This window comes from Psychrobacter sp. UBA6739, assembly GCF_002453835.1.
Lineage (GTDB): Bacteria > Pseudomonadota > Gammaproteobacteria > Pseudomonadales > Moraxellaceae > Psychrobacter > Psychrobacter immobilis_A.
On sequence record NZ_DKHR01000022.1, the window covers coordinates 1 to 23452 of the forward strand.

The 23452-nt window shown below is 44.1% G+C and carries 20 protein-coding genes and 1 riboswitch; of the genes, 5 read left to right on the forward strand and 15 right to left on the reverse strand.

Annotated elements, in window-relative coordinates; all coding sequences use genetic code 11:
* Positions 1-74: 74 nt before the first annotated feature.
* On the reverse strand, positions 75-1025 hold the full coding sequence (locus B2575_RS05535) for a hypothetical protein (protein WP_296240494.1): 951 nt from the start codon (positions 1023-1025) through the stop codon (positions 75-77).
* A gap of 72 nt (positions 1026-1097) precedes the next feature.
* Positions 1098-1604, reverse strand: a complete 507-nt coding sequence (locus B2575_RS05540) for a type IV secretion protein Rhs (RefSeq protein ID WP_296240519.1) — start codon at positions 1602-1604, stop codon at positions 1098-1100.
* Positions 1605-2046: 442 nt separating this feature from the next.
* On the opposite strand from B2575_RS05540, the gene B2575_RS05545 reads away from it, so the two are divergent.
* Together B2575_RS05545 and ribBA are read left to right on the forward strand one after the other, a co-directional pair.
* The gene (locus tag B2575_RS05545; RefSeq protein WP_296240495.1) at positions 2047-3336 is read left to right on the forward strand and encodes a replication-associated recombination protein A; all 1290 of its coding nucleotides are present in this window, start codon (positions 2047-2049) and stop codon (positions 3334-3336) included.
* A 325-nt stretch (positions 3337-3661) separates the two neighbouring features.
* On the forward strand, positions 3662-4774 hold the full coding sequence (gene ribBA, locus B2575_RS05550; RefSeq protein WP_055123670.1) for a bifunctional 3,4-dihydroxy-2-butanone-4-phosphate synthase/GTP cyclohydrolase II: 1113 nt from the start codon (positions 3662-3664) through the stop codon (positions 4772-4774).
* A gap of 93 nt (positions 4775-4867) precedes the next feature.
* Here ribBA and B2575_RS05555 read toward each other — a convergent pair whose 3' ends face one another.
* From B2575_RS05555 to B2575_RS05580, 6 genes are all read right to left on the reverse strand, one after another.
* Positions 4868-5356 carry an acyl-CoA thioesterase gene (locus B2575_RS05555; RefSeq protein ID WP_201606013.1) on the reverse strand — a complete coding sequence of 163 codons (489 nt, stop codon included), beginning with the start codon at positions 5354-5356 and terminating at the stop codon, positions 4868-4870.
* A gap of 58 nt (positions 5357-5414) precedes the next feature.
* Positions 5415-6392: a hypothetical protein gene (locus tag B2575_RS05560; protein ID WP_045454901.1), complete on the reverse strand. Its 978-nt coding sequence runs from the start codon at positions 6390-6392 to the stop codon at positions 5415-5417.
* A gap of 101 nt (positions 6393-6493) precedes the next feature.
* Positions 6494-7477: a uroporphyrinogen-III synthase gene (locus B2575_RS05565; protein ID WP_296240497.1), complete on the reverse strand. Its 984-nt coding sequence runs from the start codon at positions 7475-7477 to the stop codon at positions 6494-6496.
* Positions 7478-7575: 98 nt separating this feature from the next.
* Complete coding sequence (gene hemC / locus B2575_RS05570; protein WP_296240498.1) at positions 7576-8610, reverse strand: hydroxymethylbilane synthase; 1035 nt, start codon at positions 8608-8610, stop codon at positions 7576-7578.
* 217 nt (positions 8611-8827) lie between these two features.
* Positions 8828-9565, reverse strand: coding sequence for a LytR/AlgR family response regulator transcription factor (locus B2575_RS05575; protein WP_045443089.1), 738 nt, complete (start codon positions 9563-9565; stop codon positions 8828-8830).
* A gap of 304 nt (positions 9566-9869) precedes the next feature.
* Positions 9870-11021 (reverse strand): sensor histidine kinase, encoded by a 1152-nt coding sequence (locus B2575_RS05580; RefSeq protein WP_296240499.1) that lies wholly within the window; start codon positions 11019-11021, stop codon positions 9870-9872.
* Positions 11022-11146: 125 nt separating this feature from the next.
* Between B2575_RS05580 and argH the strand changes: the two genes are divergently transcribed.
* Together argH and B2575_RS05590 are read left to right on the forward strand one after the other, a co-directional pair.
* Positions 11147-12520, forward strand: coding sequence for an argininosuccinate lyase (argH, locus tag B2575_RS05585; protein ID WP_296240520.1), 1374 nt, complete (start codon positions 11147-11149; stop codon positions 12518-12520).
* 305 nt (positions 12521-12825) lie between these two features.
* Positions 12826-13116 (forward strand): oxidative damage protection protein, encoded by a 291-nt coding sequence (locus B2575_RS05590; RefSeq protein ID WP_045443086.1) that lies wholly within the window; start codon positions 12826-12828, stop codon positions 13114-13116.
* A gap of 88 nt (positions 13117-13204) precedes the next feature.
* Here the strand turns inward: B2575_RS05590 and phoU are convergent, their stop codons facing one another.
* The 5 genes from phoU to pstS form a co-directional block, all read right to left on the reverse strand.
* Positions 13205-14011, reverse strand: a complete 807-nt coding sequence (gene phoU / locus B2575_RS05595; protein ID WP_296240500.1) for a phosphate signaling complex protein PhoU — start codon at positions 14009-14011, stop codon at positions 13205-13207.
* A 119-nt stretch (positions 14012-14130) separates the two neighbouring features.
* Positions 14131-15057, reverse strand: a complete 927-nt coding sequence (gene pstB, locus B2575_RS05600; RefSeq protein WP_414707418.1) for a phosphate ABC transporter ATP-binding protein PstB — start codon at positions 15055-15057, stop codon at positions 14131-14133.
* Positions 15058-15154: 97 nt separating this feature from the next.
* A complete protein-coding gene (gene pstA, locus B2575_RS05605; RefSeq protein WP_349681512.1) occupies positions 15155-15940 on the reverse strand; it encodes a phosphate ABC transporter permease PstA in 786 nt (261 codons plus the stop codon).
* Positions 15941-16161: 221 nt separating this feature from the next.
* Positions 16162-17115 (reverse strand): phosphate ABC transporter permease subunit PstC, encoded by a 954-nt coding sequence (pstC, locus tag B2575_RS05610; RefSeq protein WP_201501773.1) that lies wholly within the window; start codon positions 17113-17115, stop codon positions 16162-16164.
* 196 nt (positions 17116-17311) lie between these two features.
* Positions 17312-18475, reverse strand: a complete 1164-nt coding sequence (gene pstS / locus B2575_RS05615; protein ID WP_296240502.1) for a phosphate ABC transporter substrate-binding protein PstS — start codon at positions 18473-18475, stop codon at positions 17312-17314.
* Between the two features lie 292 nt (positions 18476-18767).
* Positions 18768-18892, forward strand: a riboswitch (TPP riboswitch).
* A gap of 246 nt (positions 18893-19138) precedes the next feature.
* Between pstS and thiC the strand changes: the two genes are divergently transcribed.
* The gene (gene thiC / locus B2575_RS05620; RefSeq protein ID WP_296240503.1) at positions 19139-21133 is read left to right on the forward strand and encodes a phosphomethylpyrimidine synthase ThiC; all 1995 of its coding nucleotides are present in this window, start codon (positions 19139-19141) and stop codon (positions 21131-21133) included.
* Between the two features lie 64 nt (positions 21134-21197).
* On the opposite strand, the gene B2575_RS05625 is transcribed toward thiC, so the two are convergent.
* Together B2575_RS05625 and B2575_RS05630 are read right to left on the reverse strand one after the other, a co-directional pair.
* Positions 21198-22334, reverse strand: a complete 1137-nt coding sequence (locus B2575_RS05625; protein WP_296240504.1) for a hypothetical protein — start codon at positions 22332-22334, stop codon at positions 21198-21200.
* Positions 22335-22340: 6 nt separating this feature from the next.
* On the reverse strand, positions 22341-23408 hold the full coding sequence (locus B2575_RS05630) for a hypothetical protein (protein ID WP_296240505.1): 1068 nt from the start codon (positions 23406-23408) through the stop codon (positions 22341-22343).
* Positions 23409-23452 lie beyond the last annotated feature (44 nt).

Sequence of the window (23452 nt, forward strand, 5' to 3'; positions counted from 1 at the left end):
TTGAGGGCGGGGAGGAAGTCAAAGAAACCCTATCCGTTACTGAATGAATAACTGAGTGAGTGACAGAATTGCGGCTACTGGAATTCTTTTAGTGTCTGCTCATATTTGGCAATTTGCTCATCATAACCTTTAATGGTGTCATTAAACTTAGTCATAAGCGTCTCAAACTCTTTTTGTTGATTCAGTTTCATCTGCTGCATATCAATCACTTGCTGAGCTTCTATCTGCTCCCAAACCTGATGCTGAATAATCAAACGCGCTAATGCTGGGCTTTTGGCACTGAGCCTACCAGCAATTTCTGCATGCTCAAATAACTGCGGAGCCAATGTCGCGATATTGATTAACGTATCAACATCTTCTGCGCTAAGAGGCGTCGTCACAGGCTGATAAAGCGATTCCATCGCTTGCTGGTAGCTTTCGATGATTTGATCTTCTGTTAGCATGACGGGCTTACGCGGCTCAAGGCTAATGCGCTTTAACACCGTTAAATCACGCTCGCCAACTTCTGTACTGGTATTGATATCAGCCTCAGCGGGGATATCCACTTCATCATCTGTGGTGTCAGCAGATAGTGAGCTGCTATCAGTTGTATCGCTGTTATTCTTCATCACGTTATTAGTATTAGTATCGCTAGCAGCAGTATCATCATTCAGCAGCAATGAATCCTCACTATCTGAGCTATCAGCGGCTTGCAGGGATTCATACTCTGCTTGTAAACGACGCTGTAGCCTTTGTGCTTGCGCGACATAGATAGGCTGAAACTGCTTTATACGGGTAGCAGCAGAATCACTTGGGCGCATAGGCTGACTGTCTTCAGTGCTCGTTTTTTCAACGCTCTGACTGTCTTCTGGCGCAGGTTGAGTCTCTGCTTGCTGCTGACAACCACTTAACAGCAATACGCCGCTGAGTGTTGCCGCAAGCAAGGTTGACGAGTGCTGTAAAAGGGTGTTGTTTTGATTGATAGAATTATCAACCACACCTTTACTCATTTTATAATTGGGCTTTTTTGGCAAAAATTTAAACATAAGGGTACGTGTCCTTGTTAAGGCAAAATAATAAAAACCAAAGTCGTCATGGCAATCCATTGCCAATGGATATCACTTCATATTGTCGTCAGACTTTACGATTAAAAATGGAATACAAGCTTCTAATGCTTGACAGTCTTGTCCACGCTGACGACGAATAAAATAATCCTGAACCATACGCGCCTGCTGTTCGATACCGTAGTGAAAGAAGGATTTTCCTGTCTTGAGCACATAATCATAACGGCGATCAATAAGTGCACCGCGCACCACTTTTAAGCCTTGCTGTAATTGCCATACATGGGTTAATTCATGTATCAACCAGCTTTTTTTACTCAATGAAGCATCGCTAAAATCTATTATCCAATCTGCTGGGTTAAAATAAATATTGCCATTAGGACTAACGGCATAATGTTTCAACACCCACCAAGCAGTCTTGAGCTGAACCTCATCGAGATTGATGCTGTCGCCAAATACTGACTGTGCCAGCGCTATCTCACCTGTAGTAAGCAAACGTGATTGCTGCTTGGCACTGCGATATAAATAGCGAGCAAACAAGCGCTGTAATATCGGCGGAGACATCATGACGGTAATACCTTATGCCTAATGAATGGATGATCACAAATGATAGGTCGTAAATCGCGCTTGATATCTGCGATCTATCAATGCTGTTGAACCGTTAATAGGGATAAAAGCATAAAAATCAAAGTATTTGGGACATAAGCTGTACACTTGATTGACTTTTATTAACGTAAATCTGCGTTAGCCTATTGTGTATGCCACATACCAAGACACATACCAAGACACATACTAAATAGCATCTTTATAAATTAGCCTACTTTTACTACTCATGTCTAATATTCATTAGTGCGAAAATCATGCCAAACAGACAGATATGGTCTTTTTCCATAGCAATGATGAATGTAATCTAGGATGTAGTCATTTAGATGCAGCAATAAAAACCCATTAATCACTGTCGTTATGAACTAATTGATAGCTGTTTAAATTGATAATAGAGATTTCTATGCCGCCTAATTTTCATGCCGATACACCCCTTGCCCAGCGTATGCGCCCAACGACACTTGATGCAATCATTGGTCAAGAACATCTACTAGCGGCAGGTGCGCCCTTGCGGCGTTTGGTCGAACAAGGACATCTGCCATCGATTATTTTGCATGGTGAAGCTGGCATCGGCAAAACGACTATTGCCATGCTGTTGGCTGATGCTGTTGGCAGACCTTTTCATGCCTTGTCTGCCTTGAATACTGGGGTCAAACAGCTGCGAGAAGTGTTAGACAATAAGGACTCATTGGCATTTGAATCGCCAGTGGTTTTTATCGATGAGATACACCGCTTTAACAAGGCTCAGCAGGATGCCTTACTGGGCGCGGTCGAATCTGGTGATATTACCTTGATTGGTGCGACAACTGAAAACCCTTCTTTTAGTGTCAATAATGCGCTGCTATCACGTTGCCAAGTGTATCGTTTAGAGCCTCTGACGCCTGAGCAAATCAGTGCGGTATTGCAAAGGGCAATTTCAGAAGATTCAGTGCTGAGGAATTTGACGGTTGATTTACAAGCACAAGACACTATCAGCCAACTGGCGCATGGTGATGCGAGGAAGGCGCTAAATTTATTAGAGCTGGCTATTCAAACGGCGGACACTAAGCAATCACCGCTCGTCATTAACGATGAATTGGTCGCCCGTGTCGCCCAAACAGCTCTAGTTCGCTATGACAAAGATGGCGAGCAGCATTACGATATTATCTCGGCGATGATAAAGTCCGTACGTGGATCAGACCCTGATGCTGCGCTTTATTGGATGGCGCGGATGTTAGTTGGCGGTGAGCCTGCTGATTTTATCGCGCGGCGTTTGGTCATCTTGGCCAGTGAAGATATTGGTAATGCCAACCCTAATGCTTTACTGCTTGCCGATGCAGCATTACGTAGTGTGCAATCAATTGGTATGCCAGAAGCGCGTATTATCTTGGGACAAGTGGTGGTTTATTTGGCAACCAGCGCCAAAAGTAACAGCACTTATAAAGCCATTAACGCTGCCATGGCTTTGGCAGAAAAAGATGCCTCGCCTGTGCCGCTACACCTGCGTAATGGCGTGACCAAACTGATGCGCAATCAAGGCTATGGTCAAGGTTATGCTTATCCACACGATTATCCCAATCACTATTATCCGCAAAGCTACTTGCCAGACAGTTTGGTTGGTACTAGCTTTTATGAATTTGCTGACAACCAGCGCGAGCAACATAGTAAACAGTTTATGGATTGGCTAAAAAGCCAAGCTGCCAGTAACGACTAATGGCTCGCAATATAGTTGAGCCCATTGCTTAATATGTCATTGAATACATGAATCGTCGTGACCATTAGTAATACTTATCGCTATTTTTGACAGACTGGCCCATATAGTTTCGAGATGAAGCAGCACAGTGGGCTGAAAAGCGTTAAAATGTCCTCATATTGATATATAAGCAATGATTAGATAATGTCTACGGGGGATCAATTTGATTCCATGCACTTTGCCTAACCGCAACAGCGCTATGTAGCATCTACTGTTACAATAGACAGACAATGCTTTATATTCCACATCACACCTATCTATAAATAATAAAATATTGAGACTTACTATGAGTTTAAATACGATTCCTGAGATTATCGAAGACATTCGTGCTGGCAAGATGGTCATCTTAATGGATGATGAAGACCGTGAAAATGAAGGTGATATCATCATGGCAGCGACCCATGTGCGCCCTGAAGATATTAACTTTATGATTACTCATGCACGTGGTTTGGTCTGCTTGACCTTGTCACAAGCACGCTGCCAACAGTTGGCATTGCCGCTGATGTCTGATCGTAACGAAGCAAAATTTAGCACCAACTTTACGGTTTCTATCGAAGCCGCTGAAGGCGTTACCACGGGTATCTCTGCTGCTGATCGCGCTCGTACAATTCAAGCCGCGGTTTCTTCTTCGGCAAAACCTGAAGACATCGTCCAGCCTGGACATATCTTCCCAATCATGGCTCAAAATGGTGGCGTCTTGCACCGCGCTGGACATACCGAAGCTGGTTGTGATTTAGCACGCCTAGCAGGGCTTGAGCCCGCAGCAGTGATTGTCGAAATCATCAATGCTGATGGTACGATGGCGCGCCGTGATGACCTTGAGATATTTGCCGAAGAGCATGGCATCAAGATGGGTACAATTGCTGACCTCATCAACTACCGCATCGCGAACGAGCAAACGGTAGAAGAAATTGAGTCGCGTCCTTTTGAAACGGAATACGGCACCTTTACGCTACATCGCTTCCGCGAATTTGGCGCTGATGAAACGCATTTGGCTTTGGTAAAAGGCGATGTGAGCGAAGGCGTCAGCACCGTCCGTGTCCATGGTTTTCACCCACTACGCGACTTGTTTGCTGCCAAAAATGATATGACGGGTCGTAGTGGCTGGAGCGTGCGCTCAGCACTGGAGGAAATCAGTAATTCAGATCGCGGCGTATTAGTTTGGATTGGCAGCAACCAGCCAATAGATTTAGGAGAGGCGTTAGACAAAGCGGCAGACAATGAATCGCAATCGACCATTACTCAGCAGCCGTATCGCAGCATTGGTGTTGGCGCACAGATTTTGCGTCATTTAGGCGTTCGTGATATGCGTTTATTATCATCACCCATGAAGTTTTACGCATTATCAGGCTTTGACTTGAACGTCATCGATTTCGTACATGCCCCAAAGCAAGATTAATATTTGACTGATTGATTCGATATCAGCCACATAGCAAAAGGCACGCTAACATAACGTTAGCGTGCCTTTTTTTCATTTATTTAATATTTAGTACTAAAGCTTCAGTATATGACCAACTTTCGCTTCTAATGCCAATAGCCGAGCGCGCTCTTCCTCTGTCCAAGCTAACTTACACTTTCCCTCACTATCGAGACGTACCACGACTGCCTCAGCTGTCGCGACGATAGCCGCTTGCGCGGTGCTATAGTAGCTATATTCCATCACGATACTCGTATTGCCCAAGCCCTGACAGCGCACTCCTAATAGCAAAGTATCAGGATAAGTCACTGGGCGTAAATACTGGCAACTTGATTGTGCCAATACCGTCACCATACTGCCATCAAACATACCTAGCGCCTGCAAATAGCCAATTCGCGCTGATTCAGCATAACGGTAATAAATCACATTATTTAAATGGTTAAACGCATCCATCTCGCCCCAGTGAATGGGCTGATGATGAATAATGGGATAATGAGACAATTCGTCAGGATGATTATCTGCGGTATTAGAGGCTGCATGTGCTGCTTGATTCAAACTTTCCATAACGTCACTTCTCTTATTTTTATATTCATAAATCTATCAATCAACATCCACTGAACCACTAACGCTGAGATTTATCCAAAATCTGAGTGGTCAACAATGGCGTTGGTTTCGGTGCATTGGCAATCAATTTATCTAACCAATCTATGACTTCTGCGATATTTGTCGGAGAGGATCTGGTTTGTAGGTTCTTGTCGATAGAGGTTTGTTTTTTGCCTGCGGACGCAGCATTAGAAGCGTTTTCAGTATTAGTCATGGCTGCCTTTGGCGCTGACTGTTGCGGAATAGCAGACTTCGGCACCAAGGTTTGTAGTTGATTTCGTGCTTGACGCAGATAACCAACCAGCTGCTCTTGTTCGCGCATATTACTGGCTTGACTGGCTAGATTCAAGGTCATAATCACTTCGTGAATGGTCAGTTGTTTGCGCGAGAGGCTCATATTACTATCGGTGCTATTGTGCGGTGTCGCCTCGCTACTCACACGCTCATAGCTGTGCAAAAACTCTTGAATATTTTGGATGGCGAGGTTTTGTAGCTGCCAAGGACTGGGCTGAGTGCTGCTTGCCTGCAAACGTTCGATGTCTTTCATCAAGCTTTGTTTGATCACAACCGTTAGCGCTGGAGCAATCTCATTGCTACCTTGCGAAAGCTGCCAATGTAGACCACGCAACAAATCAATCGCTGCACTGTCGTTATTGTCTGCCAATAATCTATCAGCGGCTTGTATCTGAATACGCAATAAATCTAACTGGTTTTGCGCTTGGCTACTGGCGGCAGATCGAGGCTCTGGCAGCGTCTGCTGACTCATCGCAAATAGACGGTCATCCATCTCATTCAGACGGCTGACGACTTGCTCGTTGCTTTGCAAACGCTCATTAACACTATGCTGGAAACGCTGCTGGCTGATGTAGAGCCACAATAGGGCGGCGATAAGCAACAAGATAACCAGCCACTGCAGGCGCAACAAAAACACATTTGCTTGTCGGCGCTGCTGAGTAGCAGAAGGTTCCTGAGATAACGATTCAGAATTGATTGACATAAGGCAGCACCGTTATTTTGGCCAAAACAGGTTTAAAGCGAATAAATAAAAAGTGAAACATAATAGATAAGGACAGATCATCGGTTGGTACATTTATACATTTAACAGGCTTTAGCATGGATAGCAGCAAGAATGGTTTCTGGCGCCAAATCTTCCACACGCCAATAACTTAACTGCTGCTCAGCGACCATATTGGCTAAACGCTCACCCAGCACCACATAAGCAAAGTCTGACAATTTATAGGGCAAAATAGCGGGGGTTTCTCTGGCTGTTTCTTGCTTTAATGCCTTTTCTGCTACAGCCCGAACGATGCTTTCCCAATGCTCAAAGGCTGTACCGCTACTGATGACAACGATTGGCTTTGGCTGACTAGCTGATGTATCTTGCACATCTTGGCGAGCTAAAAACCCTTGTAGCCATTGCTCGTATTGAGTCATTGCCTCGACTGGCATTATGCGCTCATACCAAGCAATGCTATCGATATGCACACCGCGTGCCAGCAACGTATCGACCAATAGTCGCCTACCACCCAATCCGCGCCAAACGAGCAACTTGTCACCTGCTTGCAAACGCTCAATCTCAGGCATCGCTAGCATACCTTCGTTATTAGCAATGTGAGGCTGAAGCACTTGGTAATTCGATGCCTCGATTTTGGTATTATTTAATACCGACGCGGTCGCTTCACCCACGGCAATCAAGTAGCTCGGAGCTTGCAGAGCATTAATTGCTATATCTTTTCGCTCATTATTATTATCATCGTCATGGTTTTGAGCTTGACGCTCATCTTCAAGCGCTTGCCAAACAGCCAGTCCTGAAGCAGCCGCCGTTGGGCTAACAATCACAAGCGCCTTATAATCGCCTGCTAGCCACTGGCGCATCAGCGTCATGTCTTGCTCAGTCGTTGGGCGCGGTTGTAACGTCAACATTGGTATCTCTACCACCGTCAGCCCTGCTGCTTGTAGATGATCCGTCAATGCAGCGGCACGCTCCACTGGGCGAGTATTGATAACCACTTGCGTGAGTGATGACTCATTATTTGATTGACTGTTAGCAATAAGCTGGGCGTGATTTAATGTTGATGACATAGACGTACCATGACAAAAGACTGATAGAATTGGCTTAACGATAGCCCTAGCATCAATAATACTGGGGCTATGACTAAGATAATTAAAATACTGGCCTGTTATTCAGGATGATAAATCGCAGATAAGATATCACCGGCGCCATCGGCAAGCAGTATATTGGCAACATCAATACCAAGCTGATTAGCTTGTACTTCTTGCTCGGCTTGTGTGCCGATCAAGGTGACGCGTTTCTCTGCTTTTAGCAGCTCACTGCCATCCGCTTGACCGACGCGGCCACGTAGCCATAACACATTCCCGTTGTCGTTATTGCCATTGTCACCGTTATCATCATTGTTGCTGCTTGTTTCATCCGCCATTTGTAACACAGCATAAGCAGCAATGGGCACTTGGCAGCCACCCTCTAAGTGACGGTTTAGCGCGCGCTCAGCAATGAGACGGATACGAGCTTTATCATCATTCAGTGGTGCCAGTAATTTTAACACCTCGTCATCACCTTCACGGCATTCGATCGCTAAGGCGCCCTGACCAACCGCAGGCAGGCAGGCATTGATATCAAGCTCGCCGCGTATGCGCTCATCCAGCTCGATACGCTGCAAACCACTGGTCGCTAAAATAATCGCATCATACTCGCCAGCATCCAGCTTGCCCAAACGTGTACCAACGTTACCGCGCAAGGTTTTGATTTGTAGGTCTGGGCGATAGGCTTTAAGCTGACACTGACGACGCAAACTTGACGTGCCAACGACTGCCTCTTGCGGCAATTCATCAATACTATTATAGGTGTTAGACACAAAAGCATCAGTCGGTGAGGCGCGTTTGCAATAGACGCCCAGCATCAAGCCTTCAGGAAGCTGCATCGGTACGTCTTTTAATGAATGTACCGCGATGTCCGCTTGTTTGTCATATAGCGCTTGCTCAAGCTCTTTGACAAACAAACCTTTACCACCAATTTTAGCCAAAGGTGTGTCCAAAATCTTGTCACCCTTAGTGACAATTTTTAGCAAGTTAATCGTCAATTCAGGATACAAATCTAGTAGACGAGCACGGATATGCTCAGCTTGCCATAGTGCTAAAGGGCTCTGACGCGTGGCGATATTCAAGGTAGTCAAAGCAGTTTGCTGCGGATTGCTCATAAAGGGCCTCAATAAATTCGATACTGTTCACGTCAGTACTATGCATGTCAGTATTAGACAATACTGCAAATTTTCCACAAAAAATGGGCGATATAAACCATATATAGTCAATGCTGACGCAAAAAAATACCCCTATTTAAGCATAAATAAGGGTTTGATGATATGGGATGATTATTTCACGGTTATTTTGCTGTTATTTCACTATGCAAACTGCAGCTTACATGCTTTGAATCTTGTCACGTAATGCAGGTAAGTGACGGCGGCTAACCGCAAGTGTCTCATCAATGCCTTTAAAGCGTATTTGATATTGTCCTGCATCCAACGTTTCTAAAAAGTCCAAAAAACTAAGGTTGATGATGGCATTACGGTGCACCCGAAACAGCCGATCCTCAAATTCTTGTTCAAGCTCTTTTAGCGTCTCATCAATCAGGACAATGCCATCTTTGTGACGGACTTTGACGTACTTTTGATCGGCGGTAAAATAATAGATATCTTTGAGCTTGATGAGCTCAACGCCTCGGTGAGTACGAGCAGCGATATGCTCACGTACTGGACGCGCTGTTGGGTCTTCAAGTTTACGAATCTCATTTAACTGCGCCGCGTTCAAATTTTTCGCTTTATCTAGTGCTTCTAGTAACTCGTCTTTATTGGCAGGCTTTAATAAATAACCAATCGCATTGGCTTTTAGCGCGGCAATGGCATAATGATCATAAGCGGTGACAAATATAATAGCTGGCGGATGCTCAAGTTTGGCAAGCTCTTGAGCACAGCGCACCCCATCCATCTCAGGCATACGAATATCTAATAATATGATGTCTGGCTGCTGAGTTTTGACAGCGATAATGGCTTCTGCACCCGTGGTTGCTTGAGCAACGACTTGATGACCTGACTCCTGTACAATTCTAACCAAACGCTCACGTGCTAGTGGCTCATCATCACAAACTACGATACGCATGCAAACTCCAATCCCAGGATAAACTTAGTATTTTTTTCAATGGCCTTACCAACATATTAGCACTCATTACCAATCACTTAGCATAAAAACCTTTAATTATTTCATAAAACAATAACTGGCTATATTGACGTTGATAGCCTTGTGCATTGAGTTTTATTGCGATGCATTTATCGATAATAATTTTTATGGGTAATCATGGCTAAATATAAAGTAAAACGACCCATTAGCTATAAAGATGGTGCAATAACTATGCCATACCTATTTCTTGAGAAATAAAATACAAAATTAAGCCCAAAAGAAACGGTCATAAACTAACATCTTGCAGCGGATAGTCGATGACGGTAATAATTCGACTACTGGTAACGCTACTTTTAATATCCGCACTTTGACCGAAATAAGCCCGTAAACGTTCCGCTTGAATATAAAAGTTCATGTGCTGACGTAAATCATGGTTAATAATCATGGTTTTTTTCGGCAGCGCGACACCAATCGTAATCACAACCCGATGCTGCTGCCAAGTGACTCTAATATTGATATAAATGGTTTCAGTGGTCATCTCCACCACATTCAGCAGCATTTTTTCTAGCACGCTCTGTAAGGTCAAGGCGGTAATCACCATGTCATACATGACATCTTCGTCAGGCAATTGCCAACTCACTTCAAGCTTATCCGCTAAGCGGCTAGACTCAATCGCTAGATAGTGCTCACAAAGAGCAATTTCTTCTTCAAAACTAATCTCTCGTGCCCCATTGAAACTGGCACGGAATAAGGCAGAAACGTGCTGTAATAAAGCAGAAGCTCTTGCTGGATTGGACTCTATCAGTGACACAAGGGTATTAATGGTATTAAAGAAAAAATGCGGAGCGATTCGTGCTTTGATCACATCATTTTGTGCACTCAATTTCTGCTCAAACGATTGTTTGAGCGCATTCGTCTCACGATAACGGCGTAAAAAATACAGTAAGAACACTAAGGTAAAGCCACCACTAATCACCGCATCAAATAATATATTTAGAATAAAAGTTTGACGATCATATTCAAACCAACCAACATTAATCATTACCAGCATGACTAAAATCATGGATATGGTAGATGCCACCATGAGTAAGGCAAGCACATACATGCTGGCTTTAGGTATGCTCATGCTCTTAAAAATAGGGCGCAAATAATCAATGAGGTATAAGGAAGGAATAATACTCAAGGTGTTTTGCAGGACTCGGCTAAACAGCTGAATCAAAAAATCTGACCACGTGGCAATATCATAGCGATTTATTACCGTAACGAATAGTGACCAAAAAAAGATATAAATGAACCACTGCCAAGGCTTCATGACTTCCATGAGCTTGGGAATAAAAAACTCTAAGCGCTCCGCTAGTAAGGCAACCTCATCCTTTGCTATACTTGAGCTCTTATTCTGCTGACTTGTCTTGTACCGATATGAACGCCAATTCTTCAAAACCTAGTAGTCCCGAATCAAATGTAAACCCATCTGTCTCTGATTCTAGCACAGATGCTCCGATAACAAATAACGCTGCACAAAACAACCCTGTAAGCAGTCCTTCAAACAGCCAAGGCCAACAGATGTGGGGCGGACGCTTCAGTGAAGCGACGGACAGCTTTGTCGCTGCCTTCACCGCCTCTGTTGGCTTTGACCAACGCTTTGCGCGTCACGATATTCAAGGCTCAATCGCCCACGCGACCATGCTTAAAGAATGTGACATTTTGACCGCTGACGAAGTAGCCACCATTATTGATGGTCTGCATCAGGTACTGCGCGAGATTGAGGCTGGCGAGTTTAACTGGTCAATCGCGCTAGAAGACGTGCACATGAATGTTGAGTCGCGCTTGACTGACATCATCGGCGCTGTTGGTAAAAAACTGCATACGGGTCGTAGCCGTAATGATCAGGTTGCCACCGATATTCGTCTTTGGCTACGCGAAGAGACAGATAATATCATTGCCTTGTTAGTACGCTTCCAAAGTGGTTTGCTTGATTTGGCTGAGCAGCATACTGACACTATTATGCCCGGCTTTACGCATTTACAAACGGCGCAGCCAGTGAGCTTTGGTCATCACGTCATGGCGTGGTTTGAGATGTTATATCGCGATACCGAACGTCTGGTCGATGCGCGCCGCCGTATCAATCAGATGCCACTTGGTAGTGCTGCCCTTGCTGGCACGACATTCCCAATCGATCGTACCATTACTGCTGAGCTGTTAGGTTTCGAAGGTATTTGCCAAAACTCGCTGGATGCCGTATCAGACCGTGATTTTGCGATTGAATTCACCTCAGCCGCGTCTATTTTAATGATGCATATGTCACGGATGAGCGAAGAGATTATCCTATGGATGTCAGCGCAATTTAACTTTGTACAGATTCCAGATCGCTTCTGTACTGGCTCATCTATCATGCCGCAAAAGAAAAATCCTGATGTGCCGGAGTTGGTTCGCGGTAAAGCAGCACGTGTCTTTGGGCAATTAATGACGCTATTAAGTCTAATGAAGAGTCAGCCACTGGCTTATAACAAAGACAACCAAGAAGACAAAGAGCCGTTGTTTGATTGCGTCGATACGCTTACCGGCTGTTTATTGGCTTTTGCTGATATGCTACCGAATATCACCCCAAATAAAGAAAACATGCGCGCTGCCACAATGAAAGGCTATGCTACCGCTACTGACCTTGCAGATTATTTGGTACGCCAAGGCGTAGCGTTCCGTGATGCCCATGAAGTGGTGGGTAATGCCGTTGCTTTGGGTATCAAAGAAGGTGTTGATTTGAGCGATTTGTCATTGGCGCAGCTACAGCAATTTAGCGATGCAATCGGTGATGATGTCTTTGACTATCTAACGCTAGAAGGCTCACTAGCAGCCCGTGACCACTTAGGTGGTACAGCGCCAAATCAAGTTAAGCAAGCCGTTGCTCGCGGTCGTAGCCGTTTAGAGGTATTTGCGTAAAAGCGCATTGTTGACCTGACAGCTTTTACCATAAAAACACCCGCCCCTGCTGCGGGTGTTTTTGATACCATGATGAGGTAAAGTAAATTCAGCTAATAATATTTAAGTCACTTATGCTGAATAAGTGCTAACTAATACCATTCACAGAAATTAGAGTAGCAAGGAAAACGAGTGAAAGTACTACGCCTTGTAGGCTAAGCGAGTTTGACACAGCCAATCTTACTTTTTGGGTTTGGTATAACTATTCTCATGAGTGATTCAATAATATATTCTTATAATAACCAAACCCTAATAAGGAGCGCCTCATGACTGAGACTTTTAATCCACAAGCCAATACGGTATTTTGCCGTAAGTATCAGCAAGAATTGCCAAAGATGCCGCACCCGCCTTTCCCTAATAAAAAAGGTCAGGAGCTACAAGAAACGGTATCTGACAAAGCGTGGAAAGAATGGCTTGAACAGCAAACGATGCTGATTAACGAAAACCATCTAAGTATGTTAGATCCTGCTGCCAAAAAATTCCTCACCGAACAACGAGATAAATTTTTAGATAATGAAGATTATGAGCGTGCACAAGGTTGGACGCCAGAGAGCTAATTGTTTTTATTATTGCCACAATATAAAAAATGCGCTATTTAATATAGCGCGTTTTTTTGGATGTAAAATTAACGATGAACTGTTTTTTTTAGCCCTCATCACCGTTTGAGTCTACAACATCCGTGGCTGACTTGATGACAGGTTTAGTGGCAGACAGGGTACTGACTTGGCGCGCCGCCATACGGTCATTGGCTTCTTGTACCGCTTTTTCGACCAGCGCATAGTCGGAATGACGCACATCTTGCCCACTAATATAGTTAATCACCAGTTCTGCAATATTTTGTGCATGATCGCCCACCCGCTCAAGCGCGCGCAATACCCACATAATATTGATGACTTTTGAAACGTGCCGTGAATCTTCCATAATATAGGTCATCAAAGCACGGATGGCTGACTGATACTCATCATTGACCATGCTATCGTTACGCATGACCTCAAACGCTTGCTCAGCATTCGATTGGCTAAATGCCTCTAGCGCATTGTGCAGCATCAAACGAACCTGATTGCTGAGGTGTTGCACCTCCGCATAACCGTATGACAGTTTACCTTGTGCCGCAATTTTTTTGGCCATCTGAGCGATTTTGACAGCTTCATCACCGATGCGTTCTAAATCAACCACGCCTTTACTGATGGACATGACCAAGCGTAAATCACTGGCAGCTGGCTGGCGTTTGGCGACCAATAGCAAGATATGCTCATCCAACTCGACTTCCATTCGATTGATATCAAAGTCCATATCAATCACCTCTTGCGCCAGTGTCTCATTTTTATCGATAAGCGCATGGATCGCTTTCGCCACTTGGTTGGCCGCGCTATCACCCATGTATAGAAATAGACGGATAGCTTCATCAAGATCTTGGTCAAAACTTTTGGAGATATGCTTATCGCTTTGCATAAGAGGTATTCCCTAAAATCCATATTTTGGTAGCGCGGTGTGGCTGTTGAGTCGAACAGATTGGCTCACGATATCTTATTGAACGTATCGAGCACGTCGTCCTTGCTCAGACCGCGATGTTAGCCATAACGACCCGTAATATAGTCTTCTGTGGCGGTTTGGGCAGGCTTGGTAAATATCTGGTCGGTCTCGCCCATCTCAATCATATCGCCTAAGTACATATAGACGGTGTAGTCTGACACGCGCGCGGCCTGTTGCATGTTATGCGTGACAATAGCAATGGTGTAATCCTGTTTTAAGTCTTCAATCAAATCTTCGATAGCACCTGTCGAGATAGGATCTAACGCAGACGTCGGCTCATCAAGCAGCAATACTTCAGGCTTGGTCGCGACGCTACGCGCAATACACAAGCGTTGCTGCTGTCCGCCTGATAACGAAAGCCCTGACGCTCTGAGCTTGTCTTTCACCTCTGGCCACAATGCAGATTTTTTTAGCGCCCACTCTACGCGATTGTCCAGCTCAGCTTTACTAAGTTTTTCATACAGTCTCACCCCAAAAGCGACATTGTCATAGATTGACATCGGGAATGGGGTTGGCTTCTGAAAAACCATGCCGACTTGGGCGCGTAGCAAATTGACATCGACGTCTTTGCCCAAGATATTGTTGCCATCAAGATTAATATTGCCTTCTGCCCGCATACCCGGATATAAATCGTACATCCGATTAAAGGTACGCAACAGCGTCGATTTGCCGCAACCTGAAGGACCAATGAAAGCAGTGACTTTTTTATCAGGAATATCGATATTGATGTTTTTTAGCGCCTGAAAGTCACCATAATAGAAATTCAGATCCCGAATTTGCATTTTTGCTGCAGGCATGTTTTTGGGAATATCATGAAGCGTTTGTTTGGTTAGGCTGGCAATATCTGGCTGCTCCATTTGTGCTGCTGTCGACATCGGTCTGTTTAATAAACTGTCTGTTGTTGGATTAAATTTATCTGCCGCATTGAATTTATCGACAGGCTTTTTTGTACGGATTTTGCTCATGACGTCATTCATAATATGTTCCAACCCAGCTCAATGAATATAAATGGAAGTAAATGCTCGAGGTAATCTAGGACAAGCCTTAATTTACCATCAGCCTTTATTTAGCCTGACCTCTACTACCGATGAATCTCGCCAAAATATTTAATACCAAGACAGAGGTCGTGATCAGCAACGCCGCCGCCCACGCTAAGGTATGCCAGTTATCATAAGGACTCATCGCAAACTGATAGATGGTATTGGGTAAGTTGGCAATAGGCTGGCCCATATCGGTACTGAAATACTGGTTGTTAAGCGCCGTAAATAGCAACGGTGCTGTCTCACCAGTGATTCGAGCAAATGCCAGTAACACCCCAGTGGTCAGTCCTGCTCTCGCGGCCTTAATCGTTACTTGAGTCACCATTTTCCACTTGGGTGTGCCAAGTGCGTAAGCCGCTTCACGAATGCTATTAGGAACCAGATTGAGCATATTCTCAGTGGTACGCACGACCACAGGAATAACGATTAATGCCAATGCCAACGCGCCTGCCCAACCAGAGAAACTTTGACCTTTTACCATCAATGCATAAATAAAAAGACCAATCACAATCGAGGGTGCGGATAACAAAATATCATTTAAGAAACGCGTTACCTTGCCAAGCATACTGCCTTGAGCGAACTCGGATAAATAAATACCCGTCATGAGGCCAATAGGTGCACCGATAAACAATCCTGAAAACGCGAGCATTACTGAACCGACAATGGCGTTACGCAGCCCGCCCGCACTCATCGGTGGCGGTGTATCAGCAGTAAAAATAGGCAGCTGCACAATACCTTGAAAGCCTTCAACAAAGAGCGTCAACAATATCCAAAACAACCAAAATAGTCCAAAAACCATCGCCGACATGGCAAAGCCTAGACCTAACTTGTTGGTCAAACGGCGCTTGTTATAAAGGCTTTGATTGTAGTGGCTAGCGCTGTTTGGCTGAGTCGGTAGTGGTGCATTGATCGTATTGTTAGCAGGCATACTATTTATTTCCCATATCTTTTATCAATATCTATCAATATCTATCAATGTTTATTGATGTCCAATAAATCCGTAAAAAACCTATCGAGATTGTCAAACGACTACCGATTGCCTGCCTTGTGATCCATGCGCATGAGCATGAGTTTTGCTAGAGATAGCACAATGAAGGTGATGACAAATAAGATTAAGCCTAAATGTAATAAGGAAGCCAAATGTAGCTCACTCGACGCTTCGGCAAACTCGTTAGCCAATGCTGAGGTAATCGTGACACCAGAGGTAAATAAACTCGGACTGATGTTAAAGGCATTACCAATCAAGAAAGTCACTGCCATCGTCTCACCCAATGCCCGACCCAGTCCTAAGATCACGCCACCAACCACGCCAGCTTTGGTATACGGCAAAATGATCTTGAACATGACTTCCCACGTCGTTGCGCCCATGCCATAGGCCGACTCTTTGAGCAGGTCTGGCACGACCGAAAAAACATCGCGCATGGTGGCGGCGATAAATGGAATAATCATGATGGCAAGTACTAGCGAGGCGGTAAACATGCCCAATCCCATTGGTGCACCCGTAAATAGCTTACCAATGATGGGTAGTGGACCGACGTGTTCAATGAACCATGGCTGAATGTGATCACCGAAGAAAGGCGCAAAGACAAATAAACCCCACATACCGTAAATGATAGAAGGGATACCCGCTAATAACTCAATGGCAATACCAAGTGGTTTTTTGAGGAAGGTTGGGCACATCTCGGTCAAAAATATGGCAATGCCAAAACTGATTGGTACTGCAATCAAAATCGCGATAAAGGATGTCACCAACGTACCATAGATAGGTGCTAGCGCCCCGTATTCATTGGCGACCGTATCCCAATTATTACTGGTATAAAATCCAAGACCAAATGCCTGAATGCTCGGCCACGCTCCAATGATCAAGGAGACTAAAATGCCGCCCAACGATAAGAGTACTAATATGGCAAAAGCCTTAGTAGCATTCACAAACAATAAGTCATAACGCTTTTGTTTAGCCAGTTGGGACCTTAAATCATTCATAAGTGTCTCAGCATTAAATAGAATCAAGTCAAAATAGTAGAAGCATTCATTCGGTTTTATCACAACAAACTTGTCATCAAATTTGCTGTGATAAAACCTCTCAAATAACTACCGGAGAATAGTTATTCGAGAGGATAACTCGAAAGGGACTAGTAAGGCACTGACAAGGTATTAAAGAATATTTAGCAGAAACAGGTTACTGAGCAGGCTTATAAACAGGCTGTCCATCACTGCCTTTTACCTCATTCCATTTTTCCTTGAATAAGGCAACGGCTGCATCAGAAAATGGTACGTAATCGAGTGCCATGGCATTATCGTCGCCTTGGGTATAAGCCCAATCAAAGAAGTTCAACACGCCAGCCACTTGCTGAGGATTCTCTGGCTGCTTATGTACCAAGATAAAGGTCGCAGCAGCGATCGGCCATGCTTGCTCAGTCTCAGAGTTGGTGATGACTTTATAAAAGCCCGCTTGTTTTGACCAGTCGATATCACCTGCCGCAGCAAATGTCTCAGCAGATGGCTGAACGACGTTGCCAGCAGCGTTTTTCAATGCAGTATGTGACATGTTGTTTTGCTTAGCGTAAGCATATTCCACATAACCGATAGAGTTTTTCATACGGTTGACGTAGCTTGAAACCCCTTCGTTACCTTTACCACCTGCACCAGTCGCAGACGTTGGCCATTTGACTGTTTTATCAACCCCGACGCTGTCTTTCCAGTCTGGTGAAACCTTGGCAAGATAATCCGTAAAGTTAAACGTTGTCCCTGAACCGTCTGAGCGGAATACCGTCGTGATTGCTGCATCTGGCAAGGTCAAATCTGGGTTCATGGCTTTGATTGCAGGGTCATTCCAGTTGCTAATCTTACCCAAATAGATGTCTGCCAACATTGCACCGTCTAATTTCAACGCGCCCGGCTCAACACCGTCGATGTTTACGATAGGTACAACACCGCCGATAACCGTCGGAAACTGAATCAAGCCTGCTGCGTCTAGCTCTTCAGGCGTCATCGGCGCGTCAGACGCCCCAAAATCGACTGTCTTTGATTCGATTTGTTTGATACCACCAGAAGAGCCAATCGACTGGTAATTGACTTGACCACCGGTAGCAGCGTTATAGTCGTAAGACCATTTAGCATAGATAGGCTGCGGGAACGATGCCCCTGCACCCGTGATATTCATAGCGATATTCTCAGCAGATTTAAAACCTGCTGCAGAAGCAGATGCTGTCTGAGTAGTTGCTTCAGTGGTGGTGACAGCGCTACTGCTATCCGCAGCTGACTCTGTCGTTTCAGTCGATTTATTACATGCCGTAAGCACTAATGTACAACTAACGGCCACTGCTAATAACGAATAACGCATGTAGGACTCCTAAAGTTTAACAACGATACAAAAAAGCATTGTTTGTGACATGCGTGCTATCTTGCCAAATTTTTATGACAGTTTAATGACAACCTCCAGAATCTTTCATTCGCTTTACATAATATTTAGATAAGCTATCTACAGCTAAGTAATATCAAGTGATTTTAATCACTGGTACTCTAGAGTCGTTCTCATAAAAACATCGAACCTCAAAATCAACGCCTGATATTTTCATCTAAATATCATTAGCCCTCATTGCAGAACTTTGTTAGTATTGAGTTGATTTACAACACTGACAGACTCGGGGTGCGGTGTATTATTGACTGACTGATCGTTGGTTCTAATACATTCGCTGAGAGATCACCCGCCGAACCTGATGCGGTTAGTACCGACGCAGGGAAGTCTTAAGCACTTTGTTATTTATGACAATGGACGCGTAGAAATACCTTTTTATCATCACTACTGTCTGAATATGCGTAATGCATGACCTGATAGCGACGATCGATACAAAGCTGCGTCTGATATTTGATAACCAATACCTGTGACGATATTTTTGGTTGTAGGGTTGTACTCACAATATAAACTTGTCTAGATAACAGATGCTACCTCCGCAGATACTGGCGGTGTTGATTTTATTCAAAAACCAACACGCTAGGACAGCATATGACTATTTCAAACCCCACCTCGAATACCCGTGCCGCTCAGACCCATATCCCAGCCAGCGCCTCACTCAATGCCACTGACAGCAAAGCGGACAAAAAAGCAAACGCCCTAAAAACACCCGCTCACCGCGATCAAACAGACGTGCGCTTTGAAGAAGATGCTCGCGACTTACACCGTATTTTGCCCGCGTCCCGTAAAGTTTATATCGAAGGCTCACGTCCTGATATTCAAGTACCAATGCGTGAGATCACCCTTGACCCTACTCCTGTGCAAGGCGTTTCTGAGAACGAATGGGAACAGAATCCACCCTTTTATGTGTATGACACCTCTGGCATGTATACCGACCCCAACGTCGAGATTGATTTGACGAAAGGCTTGCCGAAACTGCGTGAAGGCTGGATTGCTGAGCGCGGTGATACCGAGCAATTAAGCGGACTGTCTAGCTCTTACGGAATGGCACGCGCCCGCGATATCAGCACTGCTAACCTTAGATTCGCTCATATCGACAAACCTCGCCGTGCCAAAGATGTCGATGGCAAAGCAGGTAACGTCACGCAGATGTACTATGCACGCCGCGGCATCATTACCCCTGAGATGGAATACATCGCCATTCGCGAAACGCAAAAACAGCATGAGCTAACCGATATGCGTCAACATGACGGTGAGAACTTTGGCGCTAATGCGCCGACGGTTATTACCCCTGAGTTTGTGCGGAGTGAAGTGGCTGCAGGTCGCGCGATTATTCCAAACAATATCAATCACCCTGAATCTGAGCCGATGATTATCGGACGCAATTTCTTGGTGAAAATCAACGCAAATATCGGTAACTCAGCGTTAGGTTCTTCTATCGATGAAGAGGTGTCTAAAATGACGTGGGCCACGCGTTGGGGTGCGGATAACATCATGGATTTGTCGACTGGCAATCATATTCACGAAACGCGTGAATGGCTGATTCGTAACTCGCCCGTACCAATTGGTACGGTGCCAATTTATCAAGCGCTAGAAAAAGTCGATGGCGTGGCTGAAGATTTAACGTGGGAGATATTCCGTGATACGCTGATTGAGCAAGCAGAGCAAGGTGTCGATTACTTTACAATTCACGCCGGTGTGCTGCTGCGGTATGTGCCGCTAACTGCTGGACGCTTAACGGGCATCGTCTCGCGTGGCGGATCTATCATGGCGCAGTGGTGCATGTTTCATAATAAAGAGAGCTTTTTATATACTCATTTTGAAGACATTTGTGAAATCATGAAGCAGTACGATGTGGCGTTTAGTCTAGGCGATGGCTTACGTCCAGGTTGTTTGCAAGATGCCAATGACGAGGCGCAATTTGGTGAGCTGCGTACCCTTGGCGAGTTGACCCAAGTGGCGTGGAAGCATGACGTACAGGTCATGATTGAAGGTCCCGGTCACGTAGCAATGAACCGTATTAAAGAAAATATGGACTTGCAGTTAGAAGTTTGTGCCGACGCGCCTTTTTATACCTTGGGACCATTAACGACTGATATCGCACCCGGTTATGACCACATCACCAGTGCGATTGGCGCGGCAATGATTGGCTGGTTCGGTACGGCCATGCTGTGCTATGTCACGCCAAAAGAGCATTTAGGTCTGCCTAATAAAAAAGATGTTAAAGACGGTATCATCACCTATAAAATCGCTGCTCATGCCGCCGACCTTGCCAAAGGACATCCGGGCGCACAAGCTCGTGATAATGCGTTATCTAAAGCCCGATTTGAATTCCGCTGGGACGACCAGTTCAATCTGGCGCTCGACCCAGATACCGCACGCGAATTTCATGATGAAACCTTACCCAAAGACGCGCATAAGACGGCGCACTTTTGCTCGATGTGTGGACCTAAGTTTTGCTCAATGAAGATCACTCAGAACGTGCGGGATTATGCAGCAGGACTGGATAAAGATGCCGCTAATAAAAAATCAACTCCGAAATCGGATGATTCAATCAATGTAGGTCATGTTATTAAAGAGGTGTAGTGCTTTACTTACTGAAAACTGGCTAACTTAAAAAGCTTGAATCCATCCACTGGGTTCAAGCTTTTTAAGTACTTACTTGTGAGGGTTCTAAAAAAACCCGTTTCAAATAAGAATCGCATAACTTCATAATGATTAAATAAACAAGCAAAATCAGTGGATAGCCAAAGATAATAATAAAAATAGTATAACCATGATACCTGCTGGCATGCTCGCCCAGTAACCAATCTATAAGATAAATCTTATAGAAAACTATCATCAATACGATAAATGGAACTATCAGAATCCCTAACCATGTGACCATCCATGCTTTTTTAAGGCTTTTCTTCCGGCTCCAATACATAAGTCCATAGTGAGCACCCCCTAACAAACATATTAAAAACAACAGAAGTATTAATGAGTCTAAGTTAATTAACCACTGTGCTAGAGGCATTGGTTGTGGTTGATAAGATATCTCAAGAACATCTTGAGGCAGATGATCAAAGACCCACTTCGAATCAGCTTGTAGCGCTCCACCTAAAGGCTTACCAAGATTAGTCTTTAAGTATTGTGGTTCATCAGCCATGTTTAGAGTAACGGTTAAACTACCAAAGCTTTTCCAAGTTTTGGCAGGTTTTAATGAATAGCTATAGATATATTGATTGGTCCAATCACTACGGTTTATTGTAGGATAGGCAGAATATTTAACATTAATGACATGATTGCCTTCGCTTAAGTTTATCTCAAAGTATTTAGCGTCATTATTGAACGGCACAGCCGTATCCGTTTCCGGATCATAATAAGCAGGCAATGATTTTGAATGACTTTCATAATCATAATTGATGAGTACTGGTACCGCTTGCCCATCGACTTCGACTATAAAGCTTTTGTATGCATCATTACCTATGTTATCGAACACCTCAAAAACCAAAGGTATTCGATCGCCTTCTTCAGCGCTATAAATTTCGTAAGTGACATCATAGTCAGCTTGATTAAAACCTTCAGCAATATTGATATCTATGTTTTCAGACAATATATCGATATCTTTGCTTGAATATGCCGTACTGGCATTAGTACCGTCGATAATGGGAGACGCCATATTGGCATAGCTAAACATACTGTGGCTTAATAAAAGCAATCCTAAAATGGTCCTACGCATTAATATTCTCTCAAATGGCTCGTCAGCTAGCTGTTCGCGAATCACAAAGCTATTTACAGCCTTCAACTATAATTACTTTACTATTTTAGTAACCGTCTGTTTAACCATCATAAAAACCACAAAACTAATTATCAAATAAATAGGTGTTATTACTATATAGCCTAACGGCAAAACCCATATAAAGAACAGATCACGACTCTCTACTGTTGCGCCTTGACCAATGATCATATCTGTCACCAGTAGATAGAGGTAATAAATTATCAGGCTAAGCAGAGGCACTAGAAAACCACCCACGAGCATGACTGTCCAAAGGGTTTCGGGCTGGGCTTGCTGTCTACGTTTCATCATACGTAAATGCAGTCCACCCAATAAAAATAGCGCGAAACTTATAGTTATGAATGGCGAAACAGCCGTCAAAACTTTTGCCACAGGATTCAGAGGTGCTTGAATAATAAAATCAATCTCTTTCGCGAGATTATCGTTGAAATGCCATTGGTTATTAGAAGGTAAAGTATTCTTCGTGCCATCGATATCCATACTGATATAGTCTAAACTACCATTGAAATTTAGCTTAATAAATGAACCTTTAAACTGCTTATCATCACTGACGCTCTCCTTCATCGGCACTAACGAATAAGGGTAAGTGCTTATCCCAGTCCAATCACTGCCATAATAATGCGGCTGGACGTCATAAGTAGCTGTAACAGTATGCAACCCTGACGACAAATCCAGGTTGATATACTTTGAATCTGCTCTGAATTGCTCTAAACCAGTATTGGCTGGCATATAGAAGTCAGAGGTCTCAAGCCCGTTATTATCTTCAGTAACCGTTACGACAGGCACTGATTGACTATCGACAGTAATTTCGAACTCATCACTTTGTCCAAATTCATCGAATACTTCAAAAACCAATGGGAATTGAAGCCCTTCACGATTGTTATACAGCTTATAGCTCACTGTATAACCAGCATTATTAGCATCATCTGTAATATCGATATTAACTGTCTCTGATATAACATCGATGGCATTATTAAAATAAGCAGCACTTGCCCAAGTACCTGAATAGCCTACAGGCTCCATAGATTGACTAGAAACACTCCAACTTAATAAAAACAACCCTGAAGTAATAAAGCGAAACACAACCTCTCCAGAAACCATGAAAACAAACTCAAGTTTAATAAATA

Coding starts and splice junctions, on each gene's coding strand:
- B2575_RS05535 (WP_296240494.1), bottom strand. CDS start 1,025: ATGTTTAAATTTTTGCCAAAAAAGCCCAATTATAAAATGAGTAAAGGT.
- B2575_RS05540 (WP_296240519.1), bottom strand. CDS start 1,604: ATGTCTCCGCCGATATTACAGCGCTTGTTTGCTCGCTATTTATATCGC.
- B2575_RS05545 (WP_296240495.1), top strand. CDS start 2,047: ATGCCGCCTAATTTTCATGCCGATACACCCCTTGCCCAGCGTATGCGC.
- ribBA (WP_055123670.1), top strand. CDS start 3,662: ATGAGTTTAAATACGATTCCTGAGATTATCGAAGACATTCGTGCTGGC.
- B2575_RS05555 (WP_201606013.1), bottom strand. CDS start 5,356: ATGGAAAGTTTGAATCAAGCAGCACATGCAGCCTCTAATACCGCAGAT.
- B2575_RS05560 (WP_045454901.1), bottom strand. CDS start 6,392: ATGTCAATCAATTCTGAATCGTTATCTCAGGAACCTTCTGCTACTCAG.
- B2575_RS05565 (WP_296240497.1), bottom strand. CDS start 7,477: ATGTCATCAACATTAAATCACGCCCAGCTTATTGCTAACAGTCAATCA.
- hemC (WP_296240498.1), bottom strand. CDS start 8,610: ATGAGCAATCCGCAGCAAACTGCTTTGACTACCTTGAATATCGCCACG.
- B2575_RS05575 (WP_045443089.1), bottom strand. CDS start 9,565: ATGCGTATCGTAGTTTGTGATGATGAGCCACTAGCACGTGAGCGTTTG.
- argH (WP_296240520.1), top strand. CDS start 11,147: ATGTGGGGCGGACGCTTCAGTGAAGCGACGGACAGCTTTGTCGCTGCC.
- B2575_RS05590 (WP_045443086.1), top strand. CDS start 12,826: ATGACTGAGACTTTTAATCCACAAGCCAATACGGTATTTTGCCGTAAG.
- phoU (WP_296240500.1), bottom strand. CDS start 14,011: ATGCAAAGCGATAAGCATATCTCCAAAAGTTTTGACCAAGATCTTGAT.
- pstB (WP_414707418.1), bottom strand. CDS start 15,057: ATGAGCAAAATCCGTACAAAAAAGCCTGTCGATAAATTCAATGCGGCA.
- pstA (WP_349681512.1), bottom strand. CDS start 15,940: ATGTCGGCGATGGTTTTTGGACTATTTTGGTTGTTTTGGATATTGTTG.
- pstC (WP_201501773.1), bottom strand. CDS start 17,115: ATGAATGATTTAAGGTCCCAACTGGCTAAACAAAAGCGTTATGACTTA.
- pstS (WP_296240502.1), bottom strand. CDS start 18,475: ATGCGTTATTCGTTATTAGCAGTGGCCGTTAGTTGTACATTAGTGCTT.
- thiC (WP_296240503.1), top strand. CDS start 19,139: ATGACTATTTCAAACCCCACCTCGAATACCCGTGCCGCTCAGACCCAT.